23 protein-coding genes and 2 pseudogenes are annotated in these 23,187 nt (G+C 50.9%); 20 read left to right on the top strand and 5 right to left on the bottom strand.

Annotated features, from left to right (window positions below):
• Positions 1-265 precede the first annotated feature (265 nt).
• The 7 genes from CV944_RS13545 (at position 266) to CV944_RS13515 (ending at position 7,855) form a co-directional block, all read left to right on the top strand.
• A complete protein-coding gene (locus CV944_RS13545; RefSeq protein ID WP_033012619.1) occupies positions 266-1,045 on the top strand; it encodes an ABC transporter permease in 780 nt (259 codons plus the stop codon).
• A complete protein-coding gene (locus CV944_RS13540) occupies positions 1,038-2,531 on the top strand; it encodes a hypothetical protein (protein ID WP_020279212.1) in 1,494 nt (497 codons plus the stop codon). The genes CV944_RS13545 and CV944_RS13540 overlap by 8 nt, the downstream gene beginning before the upstream one ends.
• Before the next feature lie 15 nt (positions 2,532-2,546).
• Positions 2,547-3,188: an ABC transporter ATP-binding protein gene (locus CV944_RS13535; protein WP_033012622.1), complete on the top strand. Its 642-nt coding sequence runs from the start codon at positions 2,547-2,549 to the stop codon at positions 3,186-3,188.
• 527 nt (positions 3,189-3,715) lie between these two features.
• Positions 3,716-5,587 (top strand): hypothetical protein, encoded by a 1,872-nt coding sequence (locus CV944_RS13530; protein WP_233205012.1) that lies wholly within the window; start codon positions 3,716-3,718, stop codon positions 5,585-5,587.
• A gap of 19 nt (positions 5,588-5,606) precedes the next feature.
• Positions 5,607-6,257, top strand: a complete 651-nt coding sequence (locus CV944_RS13525; RefSeq protein WP_020279216.1) for an ABC transporter ATP-binding protein — start codon at positions 5,607-5,609, stop codon at positions 6,255-6,257.
• Between the two features lie 19 nt (positions 6,258-6,276).
• Entirely contained in the window at positions 6,277-6,645 is a 369-nt protein-coding gene (locus CV944_RS13520) for a hypothetical protein (protein ID WP_100664340.1), read from the top strand.
• Positions 6,646-6,736: 91 nt separating this feature from the next.
• Entirely contained in the window at positions 6,737-7,855 is a 1,119-nt protein-coding gene (locus CV944_RS13515) for a TIGR04053 family radical SAM/SPASM domain-containing protein (RefSeq protein ID WP_100664339.1), read from the top strand.
• 143 nt (positions 7,856-7,998) lie between these two features.
• On the opposite strand, the gene CV944_RS13510 is transcribed toward CV944_RS13515, so the two are convergent.
• Positions 7,999-8,748, bottom strand: coding sequence for an anti-sigma factor (locus CV944_RS13510; RefSeq protein ID WP_100664338.1), 750 nt, complete (start codon positions 8,746-8,748; stop codon positions 7,999-8,001).
• On the bottom strand, positions 8,738-9,319 hold the full coding sequence (locus CV944_RS13505) for a sigma-70 family RNA polymerase sigma factor (RefSeq protein ID WP_023633802.1): 582 nt from the start codon (positions 9,317-9,319) through the stop codon (positions 8,738-8,740). The genes CV944_RS13510 and CV944_RS13505 overlap by 11 nt, the downstream gene beginning before the upstream one ends.
• Before the next feature lie 127 nt (positions 9,320-9,446).
• On the opposite strand from CV944_RS13505, the gene CV944_RS13500 reads away from it, so the two are divergent.
• The 4 genes from CV944_RS13500 to CV944_RS13485 all read left to right on the top strand — a co-directional run bounded on the left by CV944_RS13500 (position 9,447) and on the right by CV944_RS13485 (position 14,093).
• On the top strand, positions 9,447-10,613 hold the full coding sequence (locus tag CV944_RS13500) for a COG1470 family protein (protein WP_014195097.1): 1,167 nt from the start codon (positions 9,447-9,449) through the stop codon (positions 10,611-10,613).
• Positions 10,614-10,615: 2 nt separating this feature from the next.
• Positions 10,616-11,572, top strand: a complete 957-nt coding sequence (locus CV944_RS13495) for an ABC transporter ATP-binding protein (RefSeq protein ID WP_100664337.1) — start codon at positions 10,616-10,618, stop codon at positions 11,570-11,572.
• Positions 11,559-12,638, top strand: coding sequence for an ABC transporter permease (locus CV944_RS13490; protein ID WP_100664336.1), 1,080 nt, complete (start codon positions 11,559-11,561; stop codon positions 12,636-12,638). Before CV944_RS13495 ends, CV944_RS13490 begins: the two co-directional genes overlap by 14 nt.
• Positions 12,639-12,917: 279 nt before the next feature.
• Positions 12,918-14,093 carry an MFS transporter gene (locus CV944_RS13485; protein ID WP_100664335.1) on the top strand — a complete coding sequence of 392 codons (1,176 nt, stop codon included), beginning with the start codon at positions 12,918-12,920 and terminating at the stop codon, positions 14,091-14,093.
• 166 nt (positions 14,094-14,259) lie between these two features.
• On the opposite strand, the gene CV944_RS13480 is transcribed toward CV944_RS13485, so the two are convergent.
• Positions 14,260-14,676: a hypothetical protein gene (locus tag CV944_RS13480; RefSeq protein WP_369806438.1), complete on the bottom strand. Its 417-nt coding sequence runs from the start codon at positions 14,674-14,676 to the stop codon at positions 14,260-14,262.
• Between the two features lie 14 nt (positions 14,677-14,690).
• On the opposite strand from CV944_RS13480, the pseudogene CV944_RS13475 reads away from it, so the two are divergent.
• Positions 14,691-14,867 (top strand): annotated as a pseudogene (locus tag CV944_RS13475) (respiratory nitrate reductase subunit gamma); the annotation flags it as partial.
• Between the two features lie 65 nt (positions 14,868-14,932).
• On the opposite strand, the gene CV944_RS13470 reads toward CV944_RS13475, so the two are convergent.
• The gene (locus CV944_RS13470; protein WP_033027965.1) at positions 14,933-15,643 is read right to left on the bottom strand and encodes a Crp/Fnr family transcriptional regulator; all 711 of its coding nucleotides are present in this window, start codon (positions 15,641-15,643) and stop codon (positions 14,933-14,935) included.
• A gap of 225 nt (positions 15,644-15,868) precedes the next feature.
• On the opposite strand from CV944_RS13470, the gene modB reads away from it, so the two are divergent.
• Entirely contained in the window at positions 15,869-16,531 is a 663-nt protein-coding gene (modB, locus tag CV944_RS13465) for a molybdate ABC transporter permease subunit (RefSeq protein ID WP_033027967.1), read from the top strand.
• A 54-nt stretch (positions 16,532-16,585) separates the two neighbouring features.
• A complete protein-coding gene (moaA, locus tag CV944_RS13460) occupies positions 16,586-17,611 on the top strand; it encodes a GTP 3',8-cyclase MoaA (RefSeq protein ID WP_033027968.1) in 1,026 nt (341 codons plus the stop codon).
• Between the two features lie 105 nt (positions 17,612-17,716).
• Here the strand turns inward: moaA and ric are convergent.
• Positions 17,717-18,426, bottom strand: a pseudogene (gene ric / locus CV944_RS13455) (iron-sulfur cluster repair di-iron protein).
• Positions 18,427-18,714: 288 nt separating this feature from the next.
• On the opposite strand from ric, the gene CV944_RS13450 reads away from it, so the two are divergent.
• Genes CV944_RS13450 through CV944_RS13425 form a run of 6 tightly spaced genes read left to right on the top strand, consistent with a single transcriptional unit; the run spans position 18,715 to position 22,903 of the window.
• Positions 18,715-19,671, top strand: a complete 957-nt coding sequence (locus CV944_RS13450) for a methyl-accepting chemotaxis protein (protein WP_033027971.1) — start codon at positions 18,715-18,717, stop codon at positions 19,669-19,671.
• A 50-nt stretch (positions 19,672-19,721) separates the two neighbouring features.
• The gene (locus CV944_RS13445; RefSeq protein ID WP_100664334.1) at positions 19,722-20,981 is read left to right on the top strand and encodes a molybdopterin molybdotransferase MoeA; all 1,260 of its coding nucleotides are present in this window, start codon (positions 19,722-19,724) and stop codon (positions 20,979-20,981) included.
• On the top strand, positions 20,978-21,478 hold the full coding sequence (gene mobB, locus CV944_RS13440) for a molybdopterin-guanine dinucleotide biosynthesis protein B (protein WP_050368349.1): 501 nt from the start codon (positions 20,978-20,980) through the stop codon (positions 21,476-21,478). The genes CV944_RS13445 and mobB overlap by 4 nt, the downstream gene beginning before the upstream one ends.
• Entirely contained in the window at positions 21,475-21,942 is a 468-nt protein-coding gene (locus CV944_RS13435; RefSeq protein ID WP_021321986.1) for a molybdenum cofactor biosynthesis protein MoaE, read from the top strand. Before mobB ends, CV944_RS13435 begins: the two co-directional genes overlap by 4 nt.
• Positions 21,939-22,169 (top strand): molybdopterin converting factor subunit 1, encoded by a 231-nt coding sequence (gene moaD, locus CV944_RS13430; RefSeq protein ID WP_100664333.1) that lies wholly within the window; start codon positions 21,939-21,941, stop codon positions 22,167-22,169. The genes CV944_RS13435 and moaD overlap by 4 nt, the downstream gene beginning before the upstream one ends.
• Before the next feature lie 5 nt (positions 22,170-22,174).
• Positions 22,175-22,903, top strand: coding sequence for a YwiC-like family protein (locus tag CV944_RS13425; protein WP_100664332.1), 729 nt, complete (start codon positions 22,175-22,177; stop codon positions 22,901-22,903).
• Positions 22,904-23,187: the final 284 nt, after the last annotated feature.

Genomic DNA, 23,187 nt, shown 5'->3' with positions numbered 1-23,187 from the left:
GATGTGCTAATTTATTCATGAGACATGAACCTCCTTGTGGATAGTTGGTGGTACATCTATTCTAACCAAGGAATCGGGTTCATGTCTCCTTTTTTGTTTGATTGTCAATTTATGTAAGTGAATTTGCTCATCTACAGTCAATTAGTAGATGTCAGGGTAAAAGGGGAGTGGAGAAGCAATTGATTTTATCATGAGAATGGACCAAACCGTTTGGATGGTCCATTCTCTTTCAACATGAAAACAAGCTTGGGAAAGGGTGTAAAACATGTTGGGGCATCAAGTGAAAGTGGAATTTGTGAGAGTCTTTACGTGGCGTCAGTGCATTGTTTGGGCTGCATTGGTGTTGGTTCTGCCTGTCATCCAATTTATGATAATCAAGGATGGCTACGTTTACTATAGGCAATTGGATCTTTTTCTCCGCTTGAATTCGAATTTTGTGCCGCTGTTGTTTCCCATTATCATGGTTCTTGTGTATTCGATTTCCTTCCCGAGTGAACAAAAAAACTATTTTATTCCATATGTGCGTATCCGCATCCCTTTGACGACTTACTTCTTGAGCAAATTGATCGTCAATGCGATTCTATCTTTTTTGATTGCCTTTTTGATCGTATTCGTCCCTTTTGTATTTTCTATGTATATTGAACCTTATTTAGGAATTGTTCGCTTCTATCCAACTAATGGGAATCCTATCCCTTATACAACGTTTGAGCAGTTGCTTGTCCTTGGCACGCTGCCATATGGAGTTCTTTACTCACTATGGGTCGGGCTGAATGGAATGATGTATGCGACAATGGGATTATTGCTCGTCATGATTTTAGAGAAGCCTTTTATAGCACTTTCCATTCCATTTGTTTATTACTTGTTGGGAAACTTTATTACTCAAGTTTTGGGATATGACCAATTTTCCCCTACTTTTACGATTTTTCCTTTCAGTATATCGCAACAACCTTTGTGGACAGTATTCGTGCCATTTCTCTTCTTATGTTTTGTGGTGATGGTATTGATGTTCTATTTAAAGGAAAGGTTGCATAAGCACCATGACTAGGGTAGTAAACAAATGGAAGGATTTTGTGGATGAACTATTGGCATTCAAATGGATTCTCTTCGGAGTAGTGATTTACATATATGGATTAAGTGCTAAAGAGCATATGTATGTTGCTTCGTCGCAAACAAAATTATTGTTGAATAAATGGGATTTGTTGCATAAGTTTTTTGGTGATATTTACCTTATCTTATATTTTATCTTGCCGGTCTTTCTATACCGTTCTATTTCAATTATGATGTCTGATTTTGATTATGCAGTTTTGATACGGTTAGGTTCTTATCGAAGTTGGGTGTATGCGACACTAGTTCGATTGATTCAAAGTGCCAGCATATCGATAATCGTTTGGGGAGCAGTGAGCCTCGTTTTGTCAATCGGCGCCCCTTCTTTTGCTGGCTGGAGTCCGTTTAGTAGGCTGAATGCTTCTCTAAGCGAAACGCAAATATTACAAAAATTTATAAACAGTCCCATTTTAGCGTTGGTGTTGCATTTAGCTTTGCTTGTTTTCAGTGTCAGCTGTATTCACCTTGTTTTGGCCATCCTTTATGTAAAGTGGAAAAACAAGGGCATTGTCGTGTTTGTTGCGGTGTTCATATGGGTGTATGGCGTAGTGTCATTTAAACTTCTTTCTCCTCATTCCTTGTTTAATTTGTGCCATTACTTGATTTTGCATTCGGGGGCTGCTCAGTTCAGCAATATATGGGGATCTTTTGCGATGGTTATAGGATGGATGATCCTGCTCATATGGATTGTCAATCGACTGGATTTGAATGTGAAAAGGTACAATGGGAAATATACCGCTTTTATTGTCTTGGTTGTCCTAGCATTATGGTCTGGAATGCGAGAAAACGTGGGACAAACTGTTTGGGACCAGTTTCTTTTCATGTTTATAGGCGGTTCCAGACAAGCGTTTTATTTCAAGTCGTTTTTATGTTATTGGGTTCTTTATTTTGGGGTCATCTATTTGGTCCAATTGCATTTGCAGACGGAATTGTCGGAAATGGGGTATTACAAGTTAGTGCGTTATCAGTCGATCAGCCGATGGTTTTGGGCGTGGTATCATAAGACCATGCTATACATTGGATTATACTTATTTGCTTTAGCATTGCTCGCTTTGTTCATTTTGTCGTTGAAACGTTTTTCTTTTGATTTCCATGTTTCTATTGACCGTTCAGTTACATTGCTTGATATGTTTTATCATTTTTTTGTCAACGGCTACCTTCAAGTTTCGTTTTATGTCCTATTTGTGTTTCTGATCTCTTGGCTGAGCAAAGAAACGTTTTATAGCTTCGTAGGGCTCGCTATACTTTCATTTTTTATGTTCCCGGGCCTTAATAACTGGGGGATTATTCCGTCTGGATTGAATAGCATGGCGTATTTATTGACAAATGATTCGATTTACCGCATCACGATCGTTCTATTCTTATGGAATGTTTTCTCCATTGTTTTTTTGCTGTATGTCTTTTCTAAACAAGATCTCGATTTCTAAAAAGGAGTGAGTAAGTTGCCGCATATCCTGTTAGATCAAGTCAGTAAATCATTTAAAGGAGCAACGATTTTTGAAAACGTGAATTTTGCAGTGGAAAAGGGGAAAATTTATGGAATTATTGGTCCTAACGGTTCAGGAAAGTCTGTCTTATTCAAACTAATATGCGGATTTCTATTTCCGGATCACGGCAGAGTGATCGTGGACGGGGAAGAGTTGGGGGTCAATAAACGATTTCCCAGTGATTTTGGAATTATCATTGATCGGCCTGGATATATAGCGGGAAAGACAGGGTTTGATAATCTAAAAGCATTGGCTCTCATTCGAAACAAAATCAGTGATGACAAAATAAAGAAAACGATGAGGTTGGTCGGTTTAAATCCAGAGCTGACGCAAAAGGTCAAACATTACTCACTTGGAATGAAACAAAAGCTGGCTATTGCTCAAGCCATTATGGAAGATCAACAAACGCTTATTTTAGATGAACCATTCAATGCTTTAGATGCTGACAGCGTTGAAAATATCCGAAACTTGCTTCGGAAATTCAAGGAAGAAGGGAGGACGATTTTGCTCACTAGCCATAATCAAGAGGATATTGATGTTCTTTGCGATGAAGTGTACAGGATCAACCGTTTCAAACTTGAAAAAGTAAAAAAATAGGCTCTACAGGGCTGGTGATTTAGTGGAAAATGCTGCTGATCCCAGCCATTTTTCAATTTGCGAAGAATGGTGAAATCCGCTGTTTTTTGATGAAAGGCCGCTCATAGATGCGTGAAAGCTATCAGATTTTTAAATGTTCCATAGTCCGATGACGTCTATAAGGCTGGTGATTTAGTGAAAAGTCGCAGAAAATGGATTCCCTTCTCAAATTGAGAAATCCTTTAAAATCAACGCTTTTCGTTCATCCAAAACAACTGGTTCGGCGAAATCAGTCGTTTTTCGCCGGCCTTCTATGAATGATAATCGAATTTGAAAATAATCGATCGTTTGATTGAGAACGTTTCTTTCATCTGTTCCGAGCAAGATGAGAGTTTTCTTTTCCTGACGGATGATGGATGAGGGAAGGAATGAGGCTCATGCATAAAAAAATCGTGGTCGCGGTTTCCGCTGTGTAGTTTCTTCTCTTAGCTTTGATGGCGGTCGTTGTTTCGGATATCCATGACCGATTTTTTCCTGAGCAGCTAGGTGTGAAAGCGAAAGTGACATTGGATTTTAGCCAGTCTGATTTGCGTCAGGAAGATGTGTTTCGACAGTTGGGGGCGATGAGCGATCGATGGGAATTAGGATTGATGAAAATCGCGCCAGATTTACGGGGGAATCAGTCAGGGCAGATCTTTGTTCAAGTGGGACAGAAAGGGGATTTTCCAAAGAGGATTCAGCGTTTTGGCCATGAGCCGGATGCCAAGATCCGCGATCGCCGCGCGTTGGCCCATTCGTTTGCCAATGGTGATTATTTGGTGACAGGGAAAACCGATCATATAGACGAGTTGAAACATTGGCTGACGTCGCATCGAGTCAACCAGAAATGGAGCGAAGAAACACTGTTGACCATTCTCCAATTTTTGATTGTGCAAAGCGATTTCGGTGTAGCGCTATTGGCTGTTTCGATGTTGATGGTGTCGTTAGCCTTGTATTGGCTGACGGTCAAGGCGAAAGGGCGCGCGTTGCGTGTGTTGGCGGGTGTTCCGACGTCGCGCATCCAATGCGAGGATTTCAGCCACTTTTTGCTGGCTATGGTTTTGGCTGCTTCTATATTGGACGTCTTGGCCGCTCTTTATGTCGGCTTTGTCTATGGATGGAGATTCGTGCCTTACTATAGTAAAGTATTGCTTTTGGCTGAGGCGATGGTGATCTCTTTGACAATGGCTTGCGCGTTGATTTTTTCTGTTGCCTCATGGCCGAATCCAGAGATGTTAGCGATGCGCGAACCTGCTGTCAAGCGTTTGGCCAGAAGTTCGGCTGTGTTGAAGCTGGCTGTATTTGCTTTCGTCCTTTCCACTGTTTCACCGGCGGTTTCAGCTTATATGAATGCCAGAAAAACGGCACAGGAACAAGCTATGTGGAAGTCGTTGGCCGATCAAGCGGTGTTGGTGTTCCCGTCCCGTCCAGGAAGCACTGGGGGAGCAGAAATCGAGCAGTTGTTTCAGACGTTGCAGCCGTCGGTAGGAGACATCGTTCGACAAGCAGAGATCGACCATCGCGTCGTGTTATCGAAAGCATGGAAAGAAGACGATTTGTCCATCGATGGCATGAGCATTGCCCCATACCGTTACATGATCATCGTGAATGAACAATGGTTGGATATCGTTCGCAGAAAGAACAAAAGGTTATCTCTCGTTCCTCTTGCGTTGGAGCAAATTCCAAAGGGTGCAAAACAATTTCTAGAACTCTCGATCCCGCTATATGTCAGAAAACAGCAGCAGGCAAGAAATATATGGCATGAGATCAAAATGTATCGTTTGACCGGATCGTCCCCATTTCCATTTGTCCGCTTTGGCGGGCAGCTTGAGTTTGCCCGGCCGAAGGAGGTGTTATTGTTCGTTGTCCCTCATGTCCATGCATTATTCAACGACAACTTTTTGATTTCTGTTGCTTCTTCGTCGGAGTTGAGTTTTGTCGGATTAGAGGAAACACAGAAGCTCGTATCTGAGCGCGGCCTTCAGAACCGGATCCGCGTCAACTATATGGCGGAGGAAGGAATTTTGCGCGCGCAGCTTTATGCCTATTTCGTGTGGCTTAGAATTGGATCGATTGTTGGCCTTTTAGCGGCCTTGGCTATTGCCTCCACCATTAGTGCGTTTATTATGGCTGTGTTAAAAGCAAAACGCGATTTTCCTCTTCGGCTTGCTGGAGCATCTTGGTGGGCGGTGTTGCGCGGGCGAATCGTGAAAGAGTGGGTGTTAGGGGGGATCGTGGTCATGGCGATCATGCTATTTCAAGGAACAAACAGCTGGTTGCCGGTCGGTTTCACAGGGGCGCTTGTGCTGCTTGCTTTGCCGTTTATACATATTGGCGCGGCAGCTTGGGTGTTTGCGAAAAACTCCCTGCGCCAGTTGTAGAAAGAAGGAGGAAGGCTCCATGAGAATTGAGGCCGATCAAGTGACGATGATGATGAATGAGCGAACGATTATGGAGAACGAAAGTGTCGTATGCTCCCCTGGAGCTTTGACGGCGCTTGTCGGTCCAAGCGGAGCGGGCAAAACAACGCTTCTCCATGTGCTTGGCTTGCTTTTGCGGCCGACAAGCGGACGGGTATTGATGGATGGTGTCGACACAACCAATTGGGGAGCGAAGCAACGCCGTCTGTTTTGGAAACACCATGCGGCATTCGTTCTCCAAGATTACGGAATCATTGAGGAAGAATCGGTTGCGTTTAATGTCACAATGACTTCGAGTTTGTTTCGTTCGAAAGTCGTTGGCGACAAGGAGAAGGTGCGCAAAGTGTTATCGGAAACGGGATTGGATGGAAGAGAACGAGAATTGGCCGCTCGTCTAAGCGGAGGGGAAAAGCGACGTTTGGCCATTGCCCGCGCTCTCTATAAAGATGCACAAGTCATTTTTGCCGATGAGCCGACGGCTTCTCTTGATGAGGCCAATGGCGATCGCGTCATTGAGCTGCTTCAATTATTGGCGAAGCAAGGAAGAACGGTGATCGTCGCCACCCATGATGAGAAAATGATGCAAGCTGCTCATGCCATGCACGCGCTAAAAGGGATTCGTCATGGGTAAGGAGGGAGGGCAAATCAAGATGACGAAAAAAAGATTGCGGGCCATTGGCATTGCCGTAGTGTTGGGCGGAGGGCTTTTGGTGGCAGGAGGAGGGATAGGGTTGTCGCTTATCCCGTTTCCAGGCAAACAAGAATTCTCTCGACCTGAATGTGGAAAACTGCCGAGCCAATCGGAAGTGAAACGTGCATTGAGTCAGCACCGGGATCTTGTCGCTCGTTTAGAGAACGTCGGGGAGGGCGTCAGCGTGAGAGTGGGGGCACCGTGCGGAGAGCAGAAAGATGAAGCGCTGATTCACATTGTTTATCATACAAAGAGGGAACGGGATGCTGTTTCCTCCATTTTGGCCAACCACAGTTTCGGAGTTCCAGTTGAGTTAATCGAAAGATAAGATGAGAGGTAGCGTTGAGGTCTAAATGTGATCCATATCACATAACGCACCTGAATGTTGCGGTACAATGGAGGCCAAGGAGGGGGCCGCAATGCGCGATTTTAATGAAAATCCGTTTATTGTGATTTGGGAATTGACGAGAGCTTGTCAACTCAAGTGCCTTCATTGCCGCGCTGAAGCGCAATACCATCGCGATCCGCGCGAGTTGACGTTTGAGGAAGGGAAAAAACTGATCGATGAGATTTACGAGATGGATCAGCCGATGCTCGTCTTTACGGGCGGCGATCCGCTCATGCGTCCGGATGTGTACGATTTAGCGAAATATGCGATCGATAAAGGGCTGCGCGTGTCAATGACGCCAAGCGCGACGCCGAACGTGACGAAAGAGGCGATCCGCAAAGCAAAAGAGGTCGGTCTGTCGCGCTGGGCGTTCAGCCTTGACGGGCCAAACGCCGAGATTCACGACCATTTCCGCGGCGTGAGCGGCTCGTTTGATTTGACGATCCGTGCGATTCACTACTTGCATGAGCTCGACATTCCCGTGCAAATCAACACCGTCATTTCGCGATACAACGTTCATGTGCTTGATGAAATGGCGGAATTGGTTGAGAAGCTGAAATGCGTCCTTTGGAGCGTCTTTTTCCTTGTGCCGGCAGGCAGGGGGAAGGAGGAGGACATGATTTCCCCCATCGAGCATGAGCGGGTGTTCCGCTGGTTGTATGAAACGAGCAAGCGCGTTCCGTTTGACATTAAAACGACAGCCGGCCAGCATTACCGCCGCGTTGTGCTGCAGGCGAAAATGCGCGAAGGAAAAGCGACAAAAGGCGGCATCCGTTACGAAGACGTGTTGAACCAAGGGTTGACCGGACAAGTCGACGGGCTCGGCCGCGCGCCGAAAGGAGTAAACGACGGCAACGGCTTTGTTTTTATCTCCCATATCGGCGATGTCTACCCAAGCGGGCTGCTGCCGGTGAAGGCAGGGAACGTCCGGGAAACGCCGCTGGCGGACATTTACCGACACTCGCCGATTTTCCAAGACTTGCGCAATCCGGACAAATACAAAGGAAAATGCGGCGTCTGCGAGTTCCGATATGTGTGCGGCGGCTCTCGTTCACGCGCTTACGCTGTAACGGGCGACTATTTGGAAAGCGAGCCGTATTGTGTTTACATTCCAAAGGCGCTGCGGACAAAAGAGCGAAGCCAACGGTAAGAGGGCGGTGAAAAACGGCCGCTTAAAATGACGGCGCTACGGCGTTCGTGAGACGGTTGCCCGGGCGCATGCGGCGGATGTTGGATGTGTGTTCAAAACATACGGGGGAGGAGCAGGCGCCCTTCCCCATTTTTGTTGAAAGATCATTCGTGGTTCAACTCGACTATAAAGGTCTCGGGCCCGGTCGGCGCCGCGCTTCCCCCTTTTGGTTCGAGGCTCGCTTTAATTTGCTTGAACTGTTTGACATCCTCGCCGGTGATCAAAATGCGCGCCGCTCCGTGGCGGATCGTCAACAGTTCCCCTTTGACCTCGTTGTTGGTGTAAATGATCCACAATTGATAATCGCGGGCCGCAAACGGCGGCAGCCCTTCAATTTCCATCAACATTTCCTTCGTATCGTCATTGAGCCAAATCGTGCCGTCCATCTGTTGAAAGAGCGCCGATGGCTCAATCGGAATTTGTTTCGTTTTGGGATTATGGATGATTCGCTCGATCGGAATGTCGGTATGTTGTTCGACAATCTGGTATCGATATGGCTCATCCGATCGGTCATGGGAAGCGGTCGGTCCGTCGCTGGGAGCGGAAAGGCGCAAGGTGAAAAGGAAAACGGCCAAAGCTGCACCGATCCACCCGCCTGCCATGCGGAGACCGCGCCGCATCCGCTTCGTTTGTTTTTGCGCTTCTGCTTGGGCCCAAATTCGCTCTTTATGAGAAAGGGGAGGTGCTTCATATTGAGCTTCCTCCTTAAGCCCGATGTTTTTCCACGCTTCAAGCAAGCGTTGGCATTCAAGGCACTGCTTTAGATGGTTGGACACGTCTTCTTTTTCTTGCTCTGGCAGCATGCCTAACAGCCAGTCCACGATTTTTGCTTCCGAAATATGGCTATGCTTCATGCTGTTCTTCACCTCTGCCAGCCCCCATCCAGTGGAACAGCTCTTTTTGTTTCCGCAAATTGCGCAAGCCGTAGCGGATGAGCGACTTGACGGAGCCTAACGGTTTGTTCATCGCGGCGGCGATTTCCCGCTGTGTTTCCCCATGAAAGTAAAAGTGAATGATGGCTTGCCGCTGCTCCTCGGGGAGATGGGTTAAAGCGTCTATGATGACTTGTTGTTCCAGTTGGCGGAGAAAATCAAATTCCGCCCCCTTTTCTGTTAAAGCTGCTTCCTCAAGGCGGCTCACTAAAAGGTCCCGTTTCTTGCGCAGGCGGTCGAGCGACCGGCTTTTCGTTTTCACCGCAAGAAAGGCTTGAACGCTTCCCCGTTTCGGGTCGAATTGATGCGGTTTTTGCAAGATTTCGAGAAACACATCGTGGCTGACATCTTCCGCCTCCACCTCGTCGCCGACGATCCGAAGAGCGATATGATAGACCATCGGAGCGTATTTTTCGTAAAAACGGTCAAAGGCGGCGCGCGAGCCTTCGGCGATCTTCTCGAGCAGTTCGAGGTCTTTCCGTCGGTCTTCCATCTTGCCCACCTCCCGACGCATGCTTGGAATGGTTGCTCTGCATCTATTCTACAACTGAATTTTTCTCCTGCAAAACAAATCCATTGATCCATTTCTGGCGTATACGAAGTGAAAACAGAAGGAGGGAGTGAATGTCGTGCAAAGCAGGATCATCATGATGTTCGCCATGATCTTGACTCTCTTTTCGCTTCTTCTTCCGATCCGCCCGGCATCGGCGGCAAGCGGTGTTGTTCTCTTCACGCCATACACCGGGCTTTCCGTGACGCCGGGGGAAACAATCGACTATACGGTCAATGTCATCAACAACGGTTCCAACATTGAAAACGTCACCTTCTCGTTTGACCACCTGCCGAAAGGATGGTCGACTTCGATTACCGCTGAGGGGAGAACGATTGAGCAGCTGTCCGTCCGAGGCGGAAAAGAAGAAGAGGTCACGTTGGAAGTGACCGTGCCGCTGGATGTCGACAAGGGGGATTACCGCTTTTGGCTCGTCGCGAAAGGGGACAGTGGTTCATCGAAATTGCCGCTGCTTGTCCGCGTGACGGAACAAGGATCGTTTAAAACGGAACTGACGTCGGAACAAACGAACCTCGAGGGGCACGCGGATTCGAGCTTCACGTATGATGTCACGCTGAAAAATCGAACTGCCAAGACGCAAAATTACGCGTTAAGTTCGGCGGCGGAAAAAGGTTGGCAAGTCACGTTCAAATCGGAAGGCAATTCCGTTACGTCGGTGAAGCTCGAGCCGAATGAATCAAGAGACATTACCGTAGAGGTTAAACCGCCGGAAAATGTGAAAGCGGGCACGTACAAAATCCCGATCAAAGCGCAAACGAGCGATACGTCGGCTGAGCTGACGTTAGAAGCGGTCATTACGGGCACGTATGCGCTCAAACTGACGACGCCGTCAGGAAACTTAAGCACCGATGTGACGGCGGGGCATGAACGGGTGATCGATCTTGTTGTCAAAAACACCGGAAGCGCTCCACTTTTGAACATCAATATGACGGCTGACGCTCCGCCTGATTGGGAAGTGGAATTCGATCAAAGCACGATCGCCCAGCTGAACCCGGGCGATTCCAAAACAGTCAAGGCGAAAGTGAAAGCGTCGGATGAAGCGATCGCTGGGGATTATGTTGTCAACTTCCAGGCGCAAACGGCGGAAACGTCGGCGGAGGCGGCGTTCCGCGTCTCGGTCAAAACGTCGACCGTTTGGGGAGTGGTGGCGGTGTTGATCATTCTCGGGGTGGCCGGAGGGCTATACTATTTGATCAAAACATACGGGAGGAGGTAAGCATGGCAGCACCCGCTGTCATCGAGCTTGACAACTTGTGCAAAACGTATGGCGACCATCGGGCGGTTGACCATTTGTCGCTTTCCGTTCAAAAAGGGGAAATTTTTGGGCTTCTTGGCCCGAACGGGGCCGGAAAGACGACGACGATTTTGATGATGCTCGGGCTCACCGAGCCGACGTCCGGCATGGTTAGGGTATGCGGGATCGATCCAGTGCGAAATCCCATTGACGTTAAACGGAAAGTCGGGTACTTGCCGGATGATGTCGGCTTTTACCATCACATGACAGGGTTGGAGAACTTGCTGTATACGGCGGCGTTAAACGGCATTCCTCGCGCCGAGGCGGAAAAGCGAGCGTGGGAGCTGCTCGAGAAGGTGAATTTGACCGATGCGGCCCATAAAAAAGCGGGGAAATACTCGCGGGGAATGAGGCAGCGGCTCGGCTTGGCCGATGTGTTGATGAAGCGCCCGGAAGTGATCATTTTGGATGAGCCGACGTTGGGCATCGACCCTGAGGGAGTGCGCGAGCTGCTTCGGCTGATCCGCGATTTGAGCCGCCATGAAGGCATCACGGTCCTGCTGTCCTCGCACCAATTGCACCATGTGCAGAAAATTTGCGACCGAGTCGGCTTGTTCGTGGGCGGCCGATTGTTGGCCGAAGGGAATATCGAACGCCTGGCGCAACAGCTGTTTTTGCAGGATGCCTATGTCATCCATGTGGTTGCTTCGCCGCTTGACGCTTCCTTACGGTCCAAAATCGAGGCGATTCCGGGCGTCAATAAAGTGGAGCAAACGGAAGATGGATGGGATGTGTATTGCCAAACGGATGTGAGCGCCGCCATCAGCCAGACGATCATCGAATCAGGATCTTCGCTGTTCCATCTCAGCCGGCGGGATTTTGGACTTGATGAGATTTATCACCGCTATTTTGAAGGGAGGGATGTACGTGAAGGCCAGTAAGGAAGAGCGATGGGCAAACGATGTTTTTTCATATGTGAAAAGATGGAGCGAACGGCTGAAGGTAGGTGCGCTTGATGAGAAGAAACGAGCAAGAGGGGCAAACAGCGCCTTTTCGGCCATTGTCAAAAAAGAACTGGCCGATTATTTGACGAGTTGGCGCATGATCATTTTAATCGCCCTCATCTTGCTTACTTGCTTCGGCTCGCTGTATACGGCGATGACGACAATCCGGGACGCGTTGGATTCCTCGGAAGAGGCCAAGGAAATCGCGAAAGGCGCCTACTTGTTTCTAAAATTATTCACCGTCTCGGACGGAACGTTGCCTTCGTTTCTGACGTTTGTCAGCTTTCTCGGGCCGCTGCTCGGCATCGCGCTCGGATTTGACGCCATCAATTCGGAGCGGAATCGGGGGACGTTAAGCCGGCTCATGGCGCAGCCGATTCCGCGCGACTATGTGATCAACGGCAAGTTTGTCGCCGCGTTGTTGTTGAATGCGGTGTTGTTTCTTTCCCTCGGCTTGCTTGTGACGGCATTAGGCATTTTGATCTTGGGGATTCCGCCTACTTTCGAAGAGTTTGCCCGCATGGTCTGCTTTTTGTTGTTATGTCTTGTGTATATCGCCTTTTGGCTGAATCTCGGCATTTTGTTTTCCGTCGTCTTCCGCCAGGCGGCGACATCCGCGTTGTCGTCGATGGCCGTTTGGCTGTTTTTCAATCTTTTCTACTCGATGATCGTGGAAGTGTTTGCGAAATCGTTTTTGCAGTCTGACGCCATTACGTCCGTCGAGCAGGCGGTCGGCCGTCAAGAGTTGGTGCTTGGTCTCATGAGATTGTCGCCGAGCTACTTGTTCAATGAATCAACAACCGCCTTGCTTTCGCCGGACGTCCGAACGCTAGGGATCGTCACGGTGGAGCAAACGGCCGGTGCTGTTGCGGCCCCCTTGCCATTCTCGCAAAGTTTGCTGCTCATTTGGCCGCAGGTGACCGCGCTCATTGCCGCCACCCTCATCTGCTTTGCGGTCGCGTATTGGTTGTTTATGAGGCAGGAGATACGGGCGAGTGGGTGAGAAAACAAGTTGTTTGCCGTAGACGGGGCGGAAGAGATGTGTGCGCCCAACAGCGTTTATTATCGTTCGTATGTGAAAAACGTTCTGCCAAATCGTGTCCGTTCCTTTTGGGGACGGGCTTTTTCTTTTTTTGGATGTGACAAAACCGTGACAACGCTTGTGGCAAAATGGTGACAACAGGAAAGAATGTGATCAACCTCACAAATCCGTTTCCTTCTCCTGCGTATGATGGAAGTACAAACAACGTCACAAATTTTGAAAGTTTGGGAGGGGCTTTTCATGAATAAACAAAAGGCGCTGCTGCCGATTACGACGTTCGCCATGATGTTTTCATTCGCCGTGTGGGCCGTGTTTTCGCCGCTTGCGAGTACGTTTCAACAAATGTACGGGCTGACATCGACGCAAAAAAGCATTTTGGTCGCCATTCCGGTGCTGCTCGGCTCGATCATGCGTTTGCCGCTTGGCATTTGGACGGACCGGATCGGCGGGCGCAGGCTGTTTTCGCTGCTGCTCCTGTTTTTAATCGTTCCGCTCATCGGCGCAGGGTTTGCGGATTCGTATGCGATGCTTCTGTTTTGGGCGTTTTTCATCGGTATGGCCGGGACGTCGTTCGCGATCTCGGTAACGTTCGTGTCGCGCTTGACTCCGCCGGAAAAGCAAGGGACGGCGCTTGGGATTAACGCGATGGGCAACTTCGGCACGGCGGTCGCCAGTTTTTCGGTTCCATCGATCGCTGCCGCTTTCGGCGTTTCGTGGGCGTTTTGGGGAATGATCATCCCCGTTGTCGTCATGCTTATTCTCGTTTGGTTTTTCACACCGGATATGCCGAAGCCAAAACAACAAAAAACAATGCGCGAATCGCTGTCGGTGTTGAAATACAAACATACGTGGACGTTGTCGCTGTTTTACTTCGTCACATTCGGAGCATTTGTCGCCTTTGGCATTTACTTGCCGTCGCTCCTTGTTGACTTGTATGGGTTGACGCCAGTGGATGCTGGGATGCGCGCGGCTGGGTTTACTGTACTCGCTACGCTTGCGCGGCCAGTCGGCGGCTATCTTGGCGATAAAATCGGAGCTGAACGGGTGTTGACGTTCGTCTACGCTGGAATGACAATCGGCGCCTTGACGATCGTATTTGGAATGGAAAACATTTGGGTGATGACAGCGGCTTGTTTGTTTGTGGCCGTGATGTCTGGGCTGGGCAACGGTGCGGTGTTCAAACTCGTGCCGCAGCTGTTCCCAGCCGAAACGGGCGCCGTCACCGGCCTTGTCGGCGCCTGGGGCGGACTGGGCGGCTTTTTCCCGCCGATTTTAATGGGCATCATCAAAGATGTGACTGGTTCTTACGTGCTCGGGTTTATGCTTCTCAGCCTGTTTACCTTGATCTGCTTCTTATTGAATCGAATCGTCTTCGGCAAAAAAGCCGGCGAATCGGCGAAGCGGTACGCATCGTAACCATCGAAAGAGGTCAAAAGTATCCGCTTTTGGCCTCTTTTTATTGTCCACTAGGCATTATAGAGAGATTGAGAAAAAATGAAGTGATGCACATCACTTTCCATCAAAAAAGCGTCCGCAGTTGTTTGTTGGCGGGCGCTTTTTGCATTAAAGGTAAGTCAACGGGTCAAAATGGCTTGATCGTTGCTTTGTCCGGGGGGAACGATCGGATAGACGTTTTCTTCCTCAGCAATATTGAAATCAAGCAAGACTGCCCTGTTACCCGGTCGCTCAAGCGCACGCCGACACAAATCAATAGGTCACATTGGTGAACCGCCTTGTTGGCCGCATACGTTCCGTGCATTCCTACCATTCCTAAGTAGAGTGGGTTCGTTTGATCAAAAGCGCCGATTCCCATCAGCGAGCTGACGACGGGAATTTGGCTTTGCGTGGCCACTTCGCGCATCCACTCTGAGGCGCCGGAATGAATAACTCCGCCGCCGATAAACAAGACTGGCTTTTTGGCGTTTTCAATGGCGGTAATGGCCGCTTCAAGCGATTTTCTCGGGATGTTCTTCGGCTTCGGAAGGGCGGCTTTTTTCATCGGATATGCCCACGCCGCTGCCGCAGCTCGTCAGCGATGCGCCGATTGGATTTCAAATTCATATTCTCTCTGCCTTGCTGTTATTTGGCATTTGGCCGTTCACCCGCCTCGTTCATGTATGGAGCGTCCCGCTGACATATTTAAACCGGCATTACGTCGTCTATCGCCGGATGCGGGCGAAAAAAATTTAGTGAAAGAGCGGGGGCTGTCCATAAAAGAGTTGCTTGGCAACTCCTTTATGACAGCCCGCTAAATTTCATTCAATGCAGCAAATATCTGGTGGGCAGTCCTCGCATTGGATTTCCGTTTTTAAATAGTTCAAGTCGTGGACGGTGATTCTCCCCCGCTTCATGGAAATAATTCCATCTTGCTTTAACGCATTGAGCATCCGATTGACGCTCTCGCGTGTCGTGCCGCAAAAGTTGGCTAAGTCTTGGTTTTTTAACGTCACATCAATGAAAATACTCCCATCTTCAAGCGGGACGCCATAGCTGTTGCATAGGCGAATGAGCGTCGAATAGAGCGCCCCTTTTTTGCCGTTCATCATCAAGTCGCGAAACTTCGTCTGCGTCCGCCGGGCATGCTTGCTCATCCAGCGCATATATTCAAGGGTAAGGGTGGGATTGATCAGCAACTGCTCTTCGAGTTCGTTTTTATTCATCACCGCTGCCTCGCCCGGTTCAATCACTTTGGCGGTCAATAAATAGCGCGGGTCGTTCGTAAACAGCGTCAGCTCGCCGACAATTTCCCCGCTTCCACAAATGCGGAAACACATTTCTTTTCCGTCCGGGCCAATTTTGCTTACTTGCACTTTACCGGAAAGAATCAAATACAGCTCATTGGCCGGCATCCCTTCTTGAAACAAAAACGAATGTTTGCGAAGCGGAATCACTTTTTTCGACGATTGCAGCCACGAGCGCAAGAGGGAAAAATCGCGTTTCTCCACTGGTTGGCTTTGCCGTTCCATGATTGACACCTCCATTTGTTCGGCTGCTTCTATTGTAAAAAACACCACAGTAAGGACAGAGTGAAAAAAATCACCGTTTGTCACTTTTTTTTGTGCAGGTTGTCACAAATTTTTCTAACCCGGATTTCCCCTCCCATATGATACAATCAATGTGAGCAGTGTCACAGCGTTTGCCTGCTCGTTTTCGTATAGTAGGATGGAGATGGAACAAAGAGAGGCTGACCTATGACATCGTTTTGGTCACCGGTTTGGTTATCGATCAAAGTATCGCTCCTCGCCGGCTTGATTGTCGCGGTCTTAGGGACAGCGGCGGCGAGGCGGATGGCGCGCCGCCGGTTTCGCGGCAAGACAGTGGTGGAGACGGTGTTTATGTTGCCGCTCGTGTTGCCGCCGTCGGTCGTCGGTTTTTTGCTCGTCGTCTTGTTTGGCCGACATAGCCCCATCGGCCAGTGGATCGAGGCGTCGTTTCATACGACCGTACTGTTTACGCCCGGTGCCGCGGTGATGGCCGCCGTGGTCGTGTCATTCCCGCTCATGTATCAGGCGGCCAAAACCGGGCTCGAAGCGGTCGATCCAACCATTGAAGGGGCGGCGCGCATCGATGGGGCGAATGAGCGCCAAGTTTTTTGGCATATTTCGCTGCCGCTTGCCAGACACGCACTATTATCTGGAGCGGTGCTGTCGTTTGCCCGCAGCCTCGGGGAGTTTGGCGCAACACTCATGTTTGCCGGCAATATTCCAGGAAAAACGCAAACGATCCCGACCGCCGTCTATATGGCCATGGAATCGGGGCGAATGGAGTTAGCGTGGGCATGGGTGGCGGTCACGATCGGATTGTCATTCAGTTTATTGGTCTTTGCGACGAAACTCGGTCGTTTACGAGAATAAACAAAGCCGCCTGGCAACATCATGAGGCGAACGAAACAGAAAGGAGGGAGCGCGATGAGCGAGCGCAACCGAACGAACGTCATGGACCGCCTGTCCCGCCCGCTTCGCGACTTGCGGTTATCAGTGATCGACCAATGCAATTTTCGCTGCGTCTATTGCATGCCGGCCGAAGTGTTCGGGCCGAATTTTCGCTTTTTGGCGGAAGGCGAGCTGTTGACGGTCGAGGAAATGGCGCTTCTTTCGGAATGCTTTGTCGAGCTTGGCGTCGAAAAAATCCGCTTGACGGGCGGCGAACCGCTCTTAAGGCGCGATCTAGACGCGCTCATTGCGCGGTTGTCTGCGATTCCCAGCCTGCGCGATATCGGCTTGACGACCAACGGCGTCCATTTAGTGAAATGGGCGCAGCGGCTGAAAGCAGCCGGGCTAAAGCGCGTCAACGTCAGCTTGGATGCGTTGGATGATGACATTTTCCGCAAAATGAACGGCATCGGCGTCGGCGTCGCCCCGGTGTTAAAAGGCATCGAAGCCGCCCGGGCGGCAGGGCTCGGCGTCAAGGTGAACATGGTCGTCAAAAAAGGGTGGAACGACTCGCAAATCGTGCCGATGGCGGCCTATTTCAAAGAACAAGGCATTCCGCTCCGCCTCATTGAATTTATGGACGTCGGTACAACGAACGGCTGGGATTACTCCCATGTTGTGACGAAAAAAGAGATGTATGAACAAATCAACGCCATGCATCCGCTCGAACCGGTTGAAAAAGCGTACTTCGGCGAAGTGGCGAGCCGCTATCGCTACGTCGGCACGGAGGTGGAAGTCGGCTTTATCGCCTCGGTGACAGAAACGTTTTGCCGTAGCTGCACGCGGGCGCGCATTTCTGCGGACGGGAAGCTGTATACGTGTTTGTTTGCCTCGAAGGGCGTATCGTTGAAAGACAATCTGAGAGCTGGGGCGACGAAAGAGGAACTGAAGTCGTTGATCACCGCGGTTTGGAACCAGCGGACAGATCGCTATTCAGAAGAACGGACGGAAGAAACGGCGAAACAACGGACGAAAATTGAAATGTCGTATATCGGTGGGTAACAAAGAAGCAGGGCCGCTCTTTCCAGCGAAGAGCGGCCCTGTTCTTTATCGTTATCGTTCAATGCGCCTGCCTTTGCCTTAGAAATGGGGGAAGGGTTTGCTTGCTTATGCCTTCACCGCCGCCAACACGCGCGGGAAGAGGATGTTGTTTTCCAAATGGATGTGGGTAAACAAATCGTCTTCAAGCGCGGCCAGCCGGTTGTAGACGAGGCGATACGTGCCGCACGCGTCTTCTGGCGGGGTGAAGTCGTTTGTGATTTCACGAATTTCTTTCATCAAATCGCCGGCTGCGTCATGCTCATGGACGAGTTCGCGAACGGCCTGCTCGACCGCCTCCCGGTTTTCCGGCGATGGGTTGTCGGCAAATTGCAAAATGAGCGGGAACGCTCCCGTTTCCTCTTTAATGAGATGCTGCTCGAGCTCCGTTTTTAACTCATGAAACAGTTTATGCACGCGGGAAAGGTGCGGGTGGTGCATATGCCGTGTACGCGCAATACTTTCGTGACATACGGGCTGAGCTGCGGCAGTTCCTCGTTCAAATAGCGGTGGTGCGTGTTGATGATATGATCGACCAAGTCGGCTAGCGGCGCTTCACTCCAATTTCCGGTCGGCTTGTTTTGCGCTTCCGCGTAAAGGGTGTTCAGCTCGCGAAGAAGCGCTTCGCCATCAAGTCCGAGCTCTTCGATCGCTTCTTTTAACGGACGCTGTCCGCCGCAGCAAAAATCGATGCGCCGCGCTTTAAACAAATCAGCCGCTTTCGGAAATTGAGTAACAATATCGCCAATCAATGATTGTTCAGTAAACCGCTGTTCCATTCATCATCCCTCCATTGATCCAATCGTTACAGCTTCAGCATACCGTGTTTTCCGCGAAGGTGTTGTGACGGATCTCACATACGTAAAAAAAAGTGGACATCGATCCATGTGATAAACGTCACAACAGCACGTTTCTTCTTTATCGTACAATGAAAAAAAAGCAGACTTCTGCTGACTCTTTGCAGAGGCGGTGTCTGCTTTCGTGGATGAGAACGGACATGTTCAGCAGATAACATACAACGTGTTGACAACAGAAGCCAATCAAGAGAAGGAAAAGGGGAGACGGATATGTGGGCGTTGGTGAAGGGAAGGCAGTGGGAGGAGGAAAAAACAGAACTGGAGCGGCAACTCGCTGAGATGAAAGACGAGCTCACGAGACAAAAGGAAGCCATTCATGAGACGGTGGCAGGATTGCTCGGGGAGCTGCAGGAAATCGTTCACCAGCATGAGGTGGTCAACGGGCAACACCATGTATTAGGCCAGCTGGTTGACCGAACGAAAGAAAAGGTTGATAATGTCAGTACGCTCAGCAAGTCATCATATGCGATTTCCGACCGTTTATGCGAACAAGGGAACGCGTTGGTGGAGACGGCGGGTCAGATGGTCGCAGCCGCAAAAGAAGGTATCCGCATGTCGGAAGAAATGGAGCAGGCGATGGGGCGGCTCGGCAGTGAGATGGAAACGACATCGGCCGCGATGCATCGGTTGCGCGGCCGCTCGCAAGAAATTGAACAAATTGTGAAAGTGATCAAAGAAATCGCTGGCCAGACGAATTTGATCGCGTTAAACGCCTCGATCGAAGCCGCTCGCGCCGGGGAGCATGGCAAAGGGTTTTCCGTCGTCGCCGCTGAAGTGAGGAAATTGGCTGAGCATACGGCGGACAGCACGGAAACGATTCACCAGCTAACTGACGCTGTGCAGCACGAAATCGAGCGGTCGCTAGAGCAAACGGAAGCCATTTCATCTTTGATCGAAACGGTTGTCCAAATGAGCATCCATACAGCTCGCAAATGGTCGGCGATGATGGAGCTGATCGATCAAGTCGAAAATCGAGCCCAAGACGTGCTAAACTATATTCAGGAACAATACCGCTATGCGGATAAAGTGAGGAAAGAGCTCGAACAGTCCGCCGCTTTGTTTGGCGAAACGCGGGAGATGATTTTGCGGCATATTGCCGATGCGAGCGTCGTTGATGAAAAGTTGGCGGGAGGCATAAAACAACTGCAACAATGGCAACAACGGTAAAAGAAAGATTATCGTTGCCGCCAGCCGTATGATCGAAAGGAGAGAGAGAGATGGTCGAAAGACGAACCCCGATTCCTGTATCGGAAGCGATTGATCGGGTGATGCGTTATGCCGGAGTGGGGGAAGAGGAAACAGTGCCGCTTCGCCAGTCGTATGGCCGCTATTTGGCGGAAGATTTGCGCGCCGACCATGACGTGCCGCCGTTTGACCGCTCGCCGTATGACGGATTTGCCATTCGCGCCGCGGATTCGGAAGGAGCGGGACTTGACCATCCGGTCGAGTTTGAAGTGATCGAAACGATTGGCGCCGGACAAGTGGCGAAACAGCCCGTCGGTCCGTTTCAAGCGGTGCGCTTGATGACCGGAGCGCAAATTCCCCAAGGGTGCGATGCGGTCGTCATGTTGGAGCTCGCCAAACAGTACGAGCGGGATGGAAAAACGTATATGGCCATTAAACGCCCGTTCCGCCCTGGCGACAACATTTCGTTTCAAGGGGAAGATGCGAAAAAAGGGCAGCCGCTTGTCGAAAAAGGAACGCGCATCAATCCCGGGGTGGCGGCGCTCTTGGCGACGTTCGGCTACGCCGAAGTGAAGGTGGCGAAAAAGCCGCGGATTGGCATTTTTGCGACCGGCAGCGAACTGCTCGACGTCTCTGAACCGCTTGTGCCGGGAAAAATCCGCAACAGCAACGCCTACATGATCGAGGCGCAGGTGTTCAAAAGCGGCGCCGAGCCGATTTATTTCGGCCAGCTCGCCGACGACCTCGATGCGTGCTTTCACGCTGTGCGCCAGGCGCTCGATCAAGTGGACATGCTCATTACGACCGGCGGCGTCTCGGTCGGGGATTTCGATTATTTGCCCGCCATTTACAAGCGGCTCGGAGCGAACGTGTTGTTTAACAAAATCGCCATGCGCCCGGGAAGCGTGACGACCGTCGCGGAGTGGAATGGCAAGCTGCTGTTCGGTTTGTCGGGCAACCCGTCGGCGTGCTACGTCGGGTATGAGCTGTTCGTCCGCCCGGTCGTGCGCACGCGGCTGTTTTCGGCCAAGCCGTATTTGAAAAAAGCGAAAGCCACCCTTGGCGCCGATTTTCCAAAACCGAACCCGTTCACCCGCTTCGTGCGCAGCCGGGTCGAGGCGGTTGACGGTCGGCTTGTCGTGAAGCCGGTCGGCATGGACAAGTCGAACATCGTCACCTCGCTAGCGTTCGCGAACGCCTTGATGGTGCTGCCGGGCGGAACGAGAGGGTTTGCGGTTGGCGATGAGGTGGACGTATGGCTTTTGGATGACGATGAGGGGTCAAGCGAATGAACGTCTGGCAAGTCGTCGGCTATAAACATAGCGGCAAAACGACGCTGATGGAAAAATGGGTGGCGGCCGCGGTCCGGGAAGGATGGCGCGTCGGAACGGTGAAGCATCACGGCCATGGCGGCGAGCCCGCGCGGCCGGAAGGCGTCGATTCCGTCCGCCACGAGCGGGCTGGGGCGGCGGCGACGGCGGTGGAAGGAGACGGGCTTTTGCAGCTTCATCTCCGCCGCCCGTTGTGGCGGTTGGATGATGTGTTGGCGCTTTATGCGCCGCTTCGGCTCGATCTCGTGTTGGTCGAAGGCTACAAACAAGAGCGGCACCCGAAAGTCGTGCTCGTCCGCACTTGGGAAGATTGGGCGTCGCTTCAGCACCTCGCCAACATCCGCGCCGTCATCGCCTGGGAGCCGCTCGAAGGGCCGCTAGCGCACCCGGTGTTTTCGCTGGCCGATGATGACGAATATATTCCATGGCTCATGAACGAGGTGAGAACACGAACATGACAGAACCGTTGTTTGCCATTACCGACCGGCCGATTTCGGTCGAGGATGTGATGAAAAAAGTGATGCGCCCGGAAGCGGGGGCGGTCGCTGTCTTTGCCGGCACGGTGCGCGAATGGACGAACGGCAAGAGGACGCTCTTTTTGCAATATGAGGCGTACGTGTCGATGGCCGAGAAAATGCTCGCGCAAATCGGGGCGGAAATCGCCGAAAAATGGCCAGGGGCGAAAACCGCCATCACCCACCGGATCGGGCGGCTTAAGATCAGCGACATCGCCGTCGTCATCGCGGTTTCCTCGCCGCACCGCGCCGAAGCGTATGAGGCGAACCGCTATGCCATTGAGCGGATCAAGCAAATCGTGCCGATTTGGAAAAAAGAGCAATGGGAGGACGGAAGCGCCTGGGTGGGCGACCAGCTTGAAACAACGGCGTATCCGTCCGGAAAACCGGAGGTGAAAGAGGAATGATCCGCCTTTTATTTTTCGCGCATTTAGGCGAACAAATCGGTGAGCGGGAAGTGATGTGGCCGCACGTTCCGGAAACGGTGAAACAACTGAAAGACGAAGTGGAAGAGCGCTACGGCATCTCGCTCGGGCGCGTCATGACGGCGGTCAACGAGGAGTATGTCCGCGACGAAGCGCCGCTTCATGCCGGCGACACGGTCGCCTTTATTCCACCGGTAAGCGGAGGATGAGACGGATGGCGAACAAAAGCAAATGGGTGATGCCAAAACAACACGGCGCCTGGGCGATGCTCATCATCCCGTTTTGGCTCGGGGCGTACGCCGGTGGGCTTTCGTGGATTCACGCGCCGCTCTTTGTCGCCTGGCTTGCGCTCTATTTGGCGACGTATCCGCTCTTGATGGCGGTGAAAACGAAGCGGAACGACCCGTACGTGCCCGCCGCCGCCCGCTATGGCGCCATCGCCGCACCGGTCTTAGCCGTTTCCCTTTGGCAGCGGCCGGCTCTTGTTCTCTTTGGCTTGGCGATGATTCCGTTTTTCCTAGTAAACATCTACTACAGCAAGAAAAAGAACGAGCGCGCTTTCTGGAATGATGTTGCGGCCATCGCGGCGTTTTGCATCGGCGGCCTCGCCGCCTTTTACGCCGGACGCGGGGAGTTGACGATCGAAGCGTTTGAACTCGCCCTGTTTTCCTTCCTCTTTTTCATCGGCAGCACGTTTTACGTAAAAACGATGATTCGCGAAAAGAAAAATGAGCGGTACAAATGGCTGTCATGGGGCTACCACGCCCTGTTGATCGTCGGCCTCATCGCCATCGGCGAGCCGTTCGCCGTCTTGGCCTATGCACCGAGCGTCATCCGCGCCGTCTATTTATATGGCAAGTCGCTGCCGATCATGAAACTTGGCATGCTGGAAATCGCCAACGCGGCGTACTTTTTCATCGCGATGATCGTGCTCTACTCTTGAGCGAACCCCAAACGGGAGGCATCCATGACCGTTTGGGGTTTTTTCTTTTGGTTAGGCGGTATTGCTTTTTCATTGCACAAGCATGATGTGAAATGGGCATGAATTCCTTGTAACGGTTTTGCAAAGGGTCGTTTCAAAAGCCTACCTCTTCTTCTATGCTCGTTCTCAAATAAGTGAACTACCCTCACTTAATTTTCTAGCGAAAATTTGAAGTGGGGGCTTCCAAAGAAGTTTGACTGCTTCAAGCAATCCTTATTCTTTGAGGCGTGTCCACTTCGCCGCTA

It is taken from the genome of Geobacillus sp. WSUCF-018B (assembly GCF_002809985.1).
Classification (GTDB): Bacteria; Bacillota; Bacilli; order Bacillales; family Anoxybacillaceae; genus Geobacillus; species Geobacillus thermophilus.
This window is presented reverse-complemented; position numbering and strand designations above follow the sequence as displayed.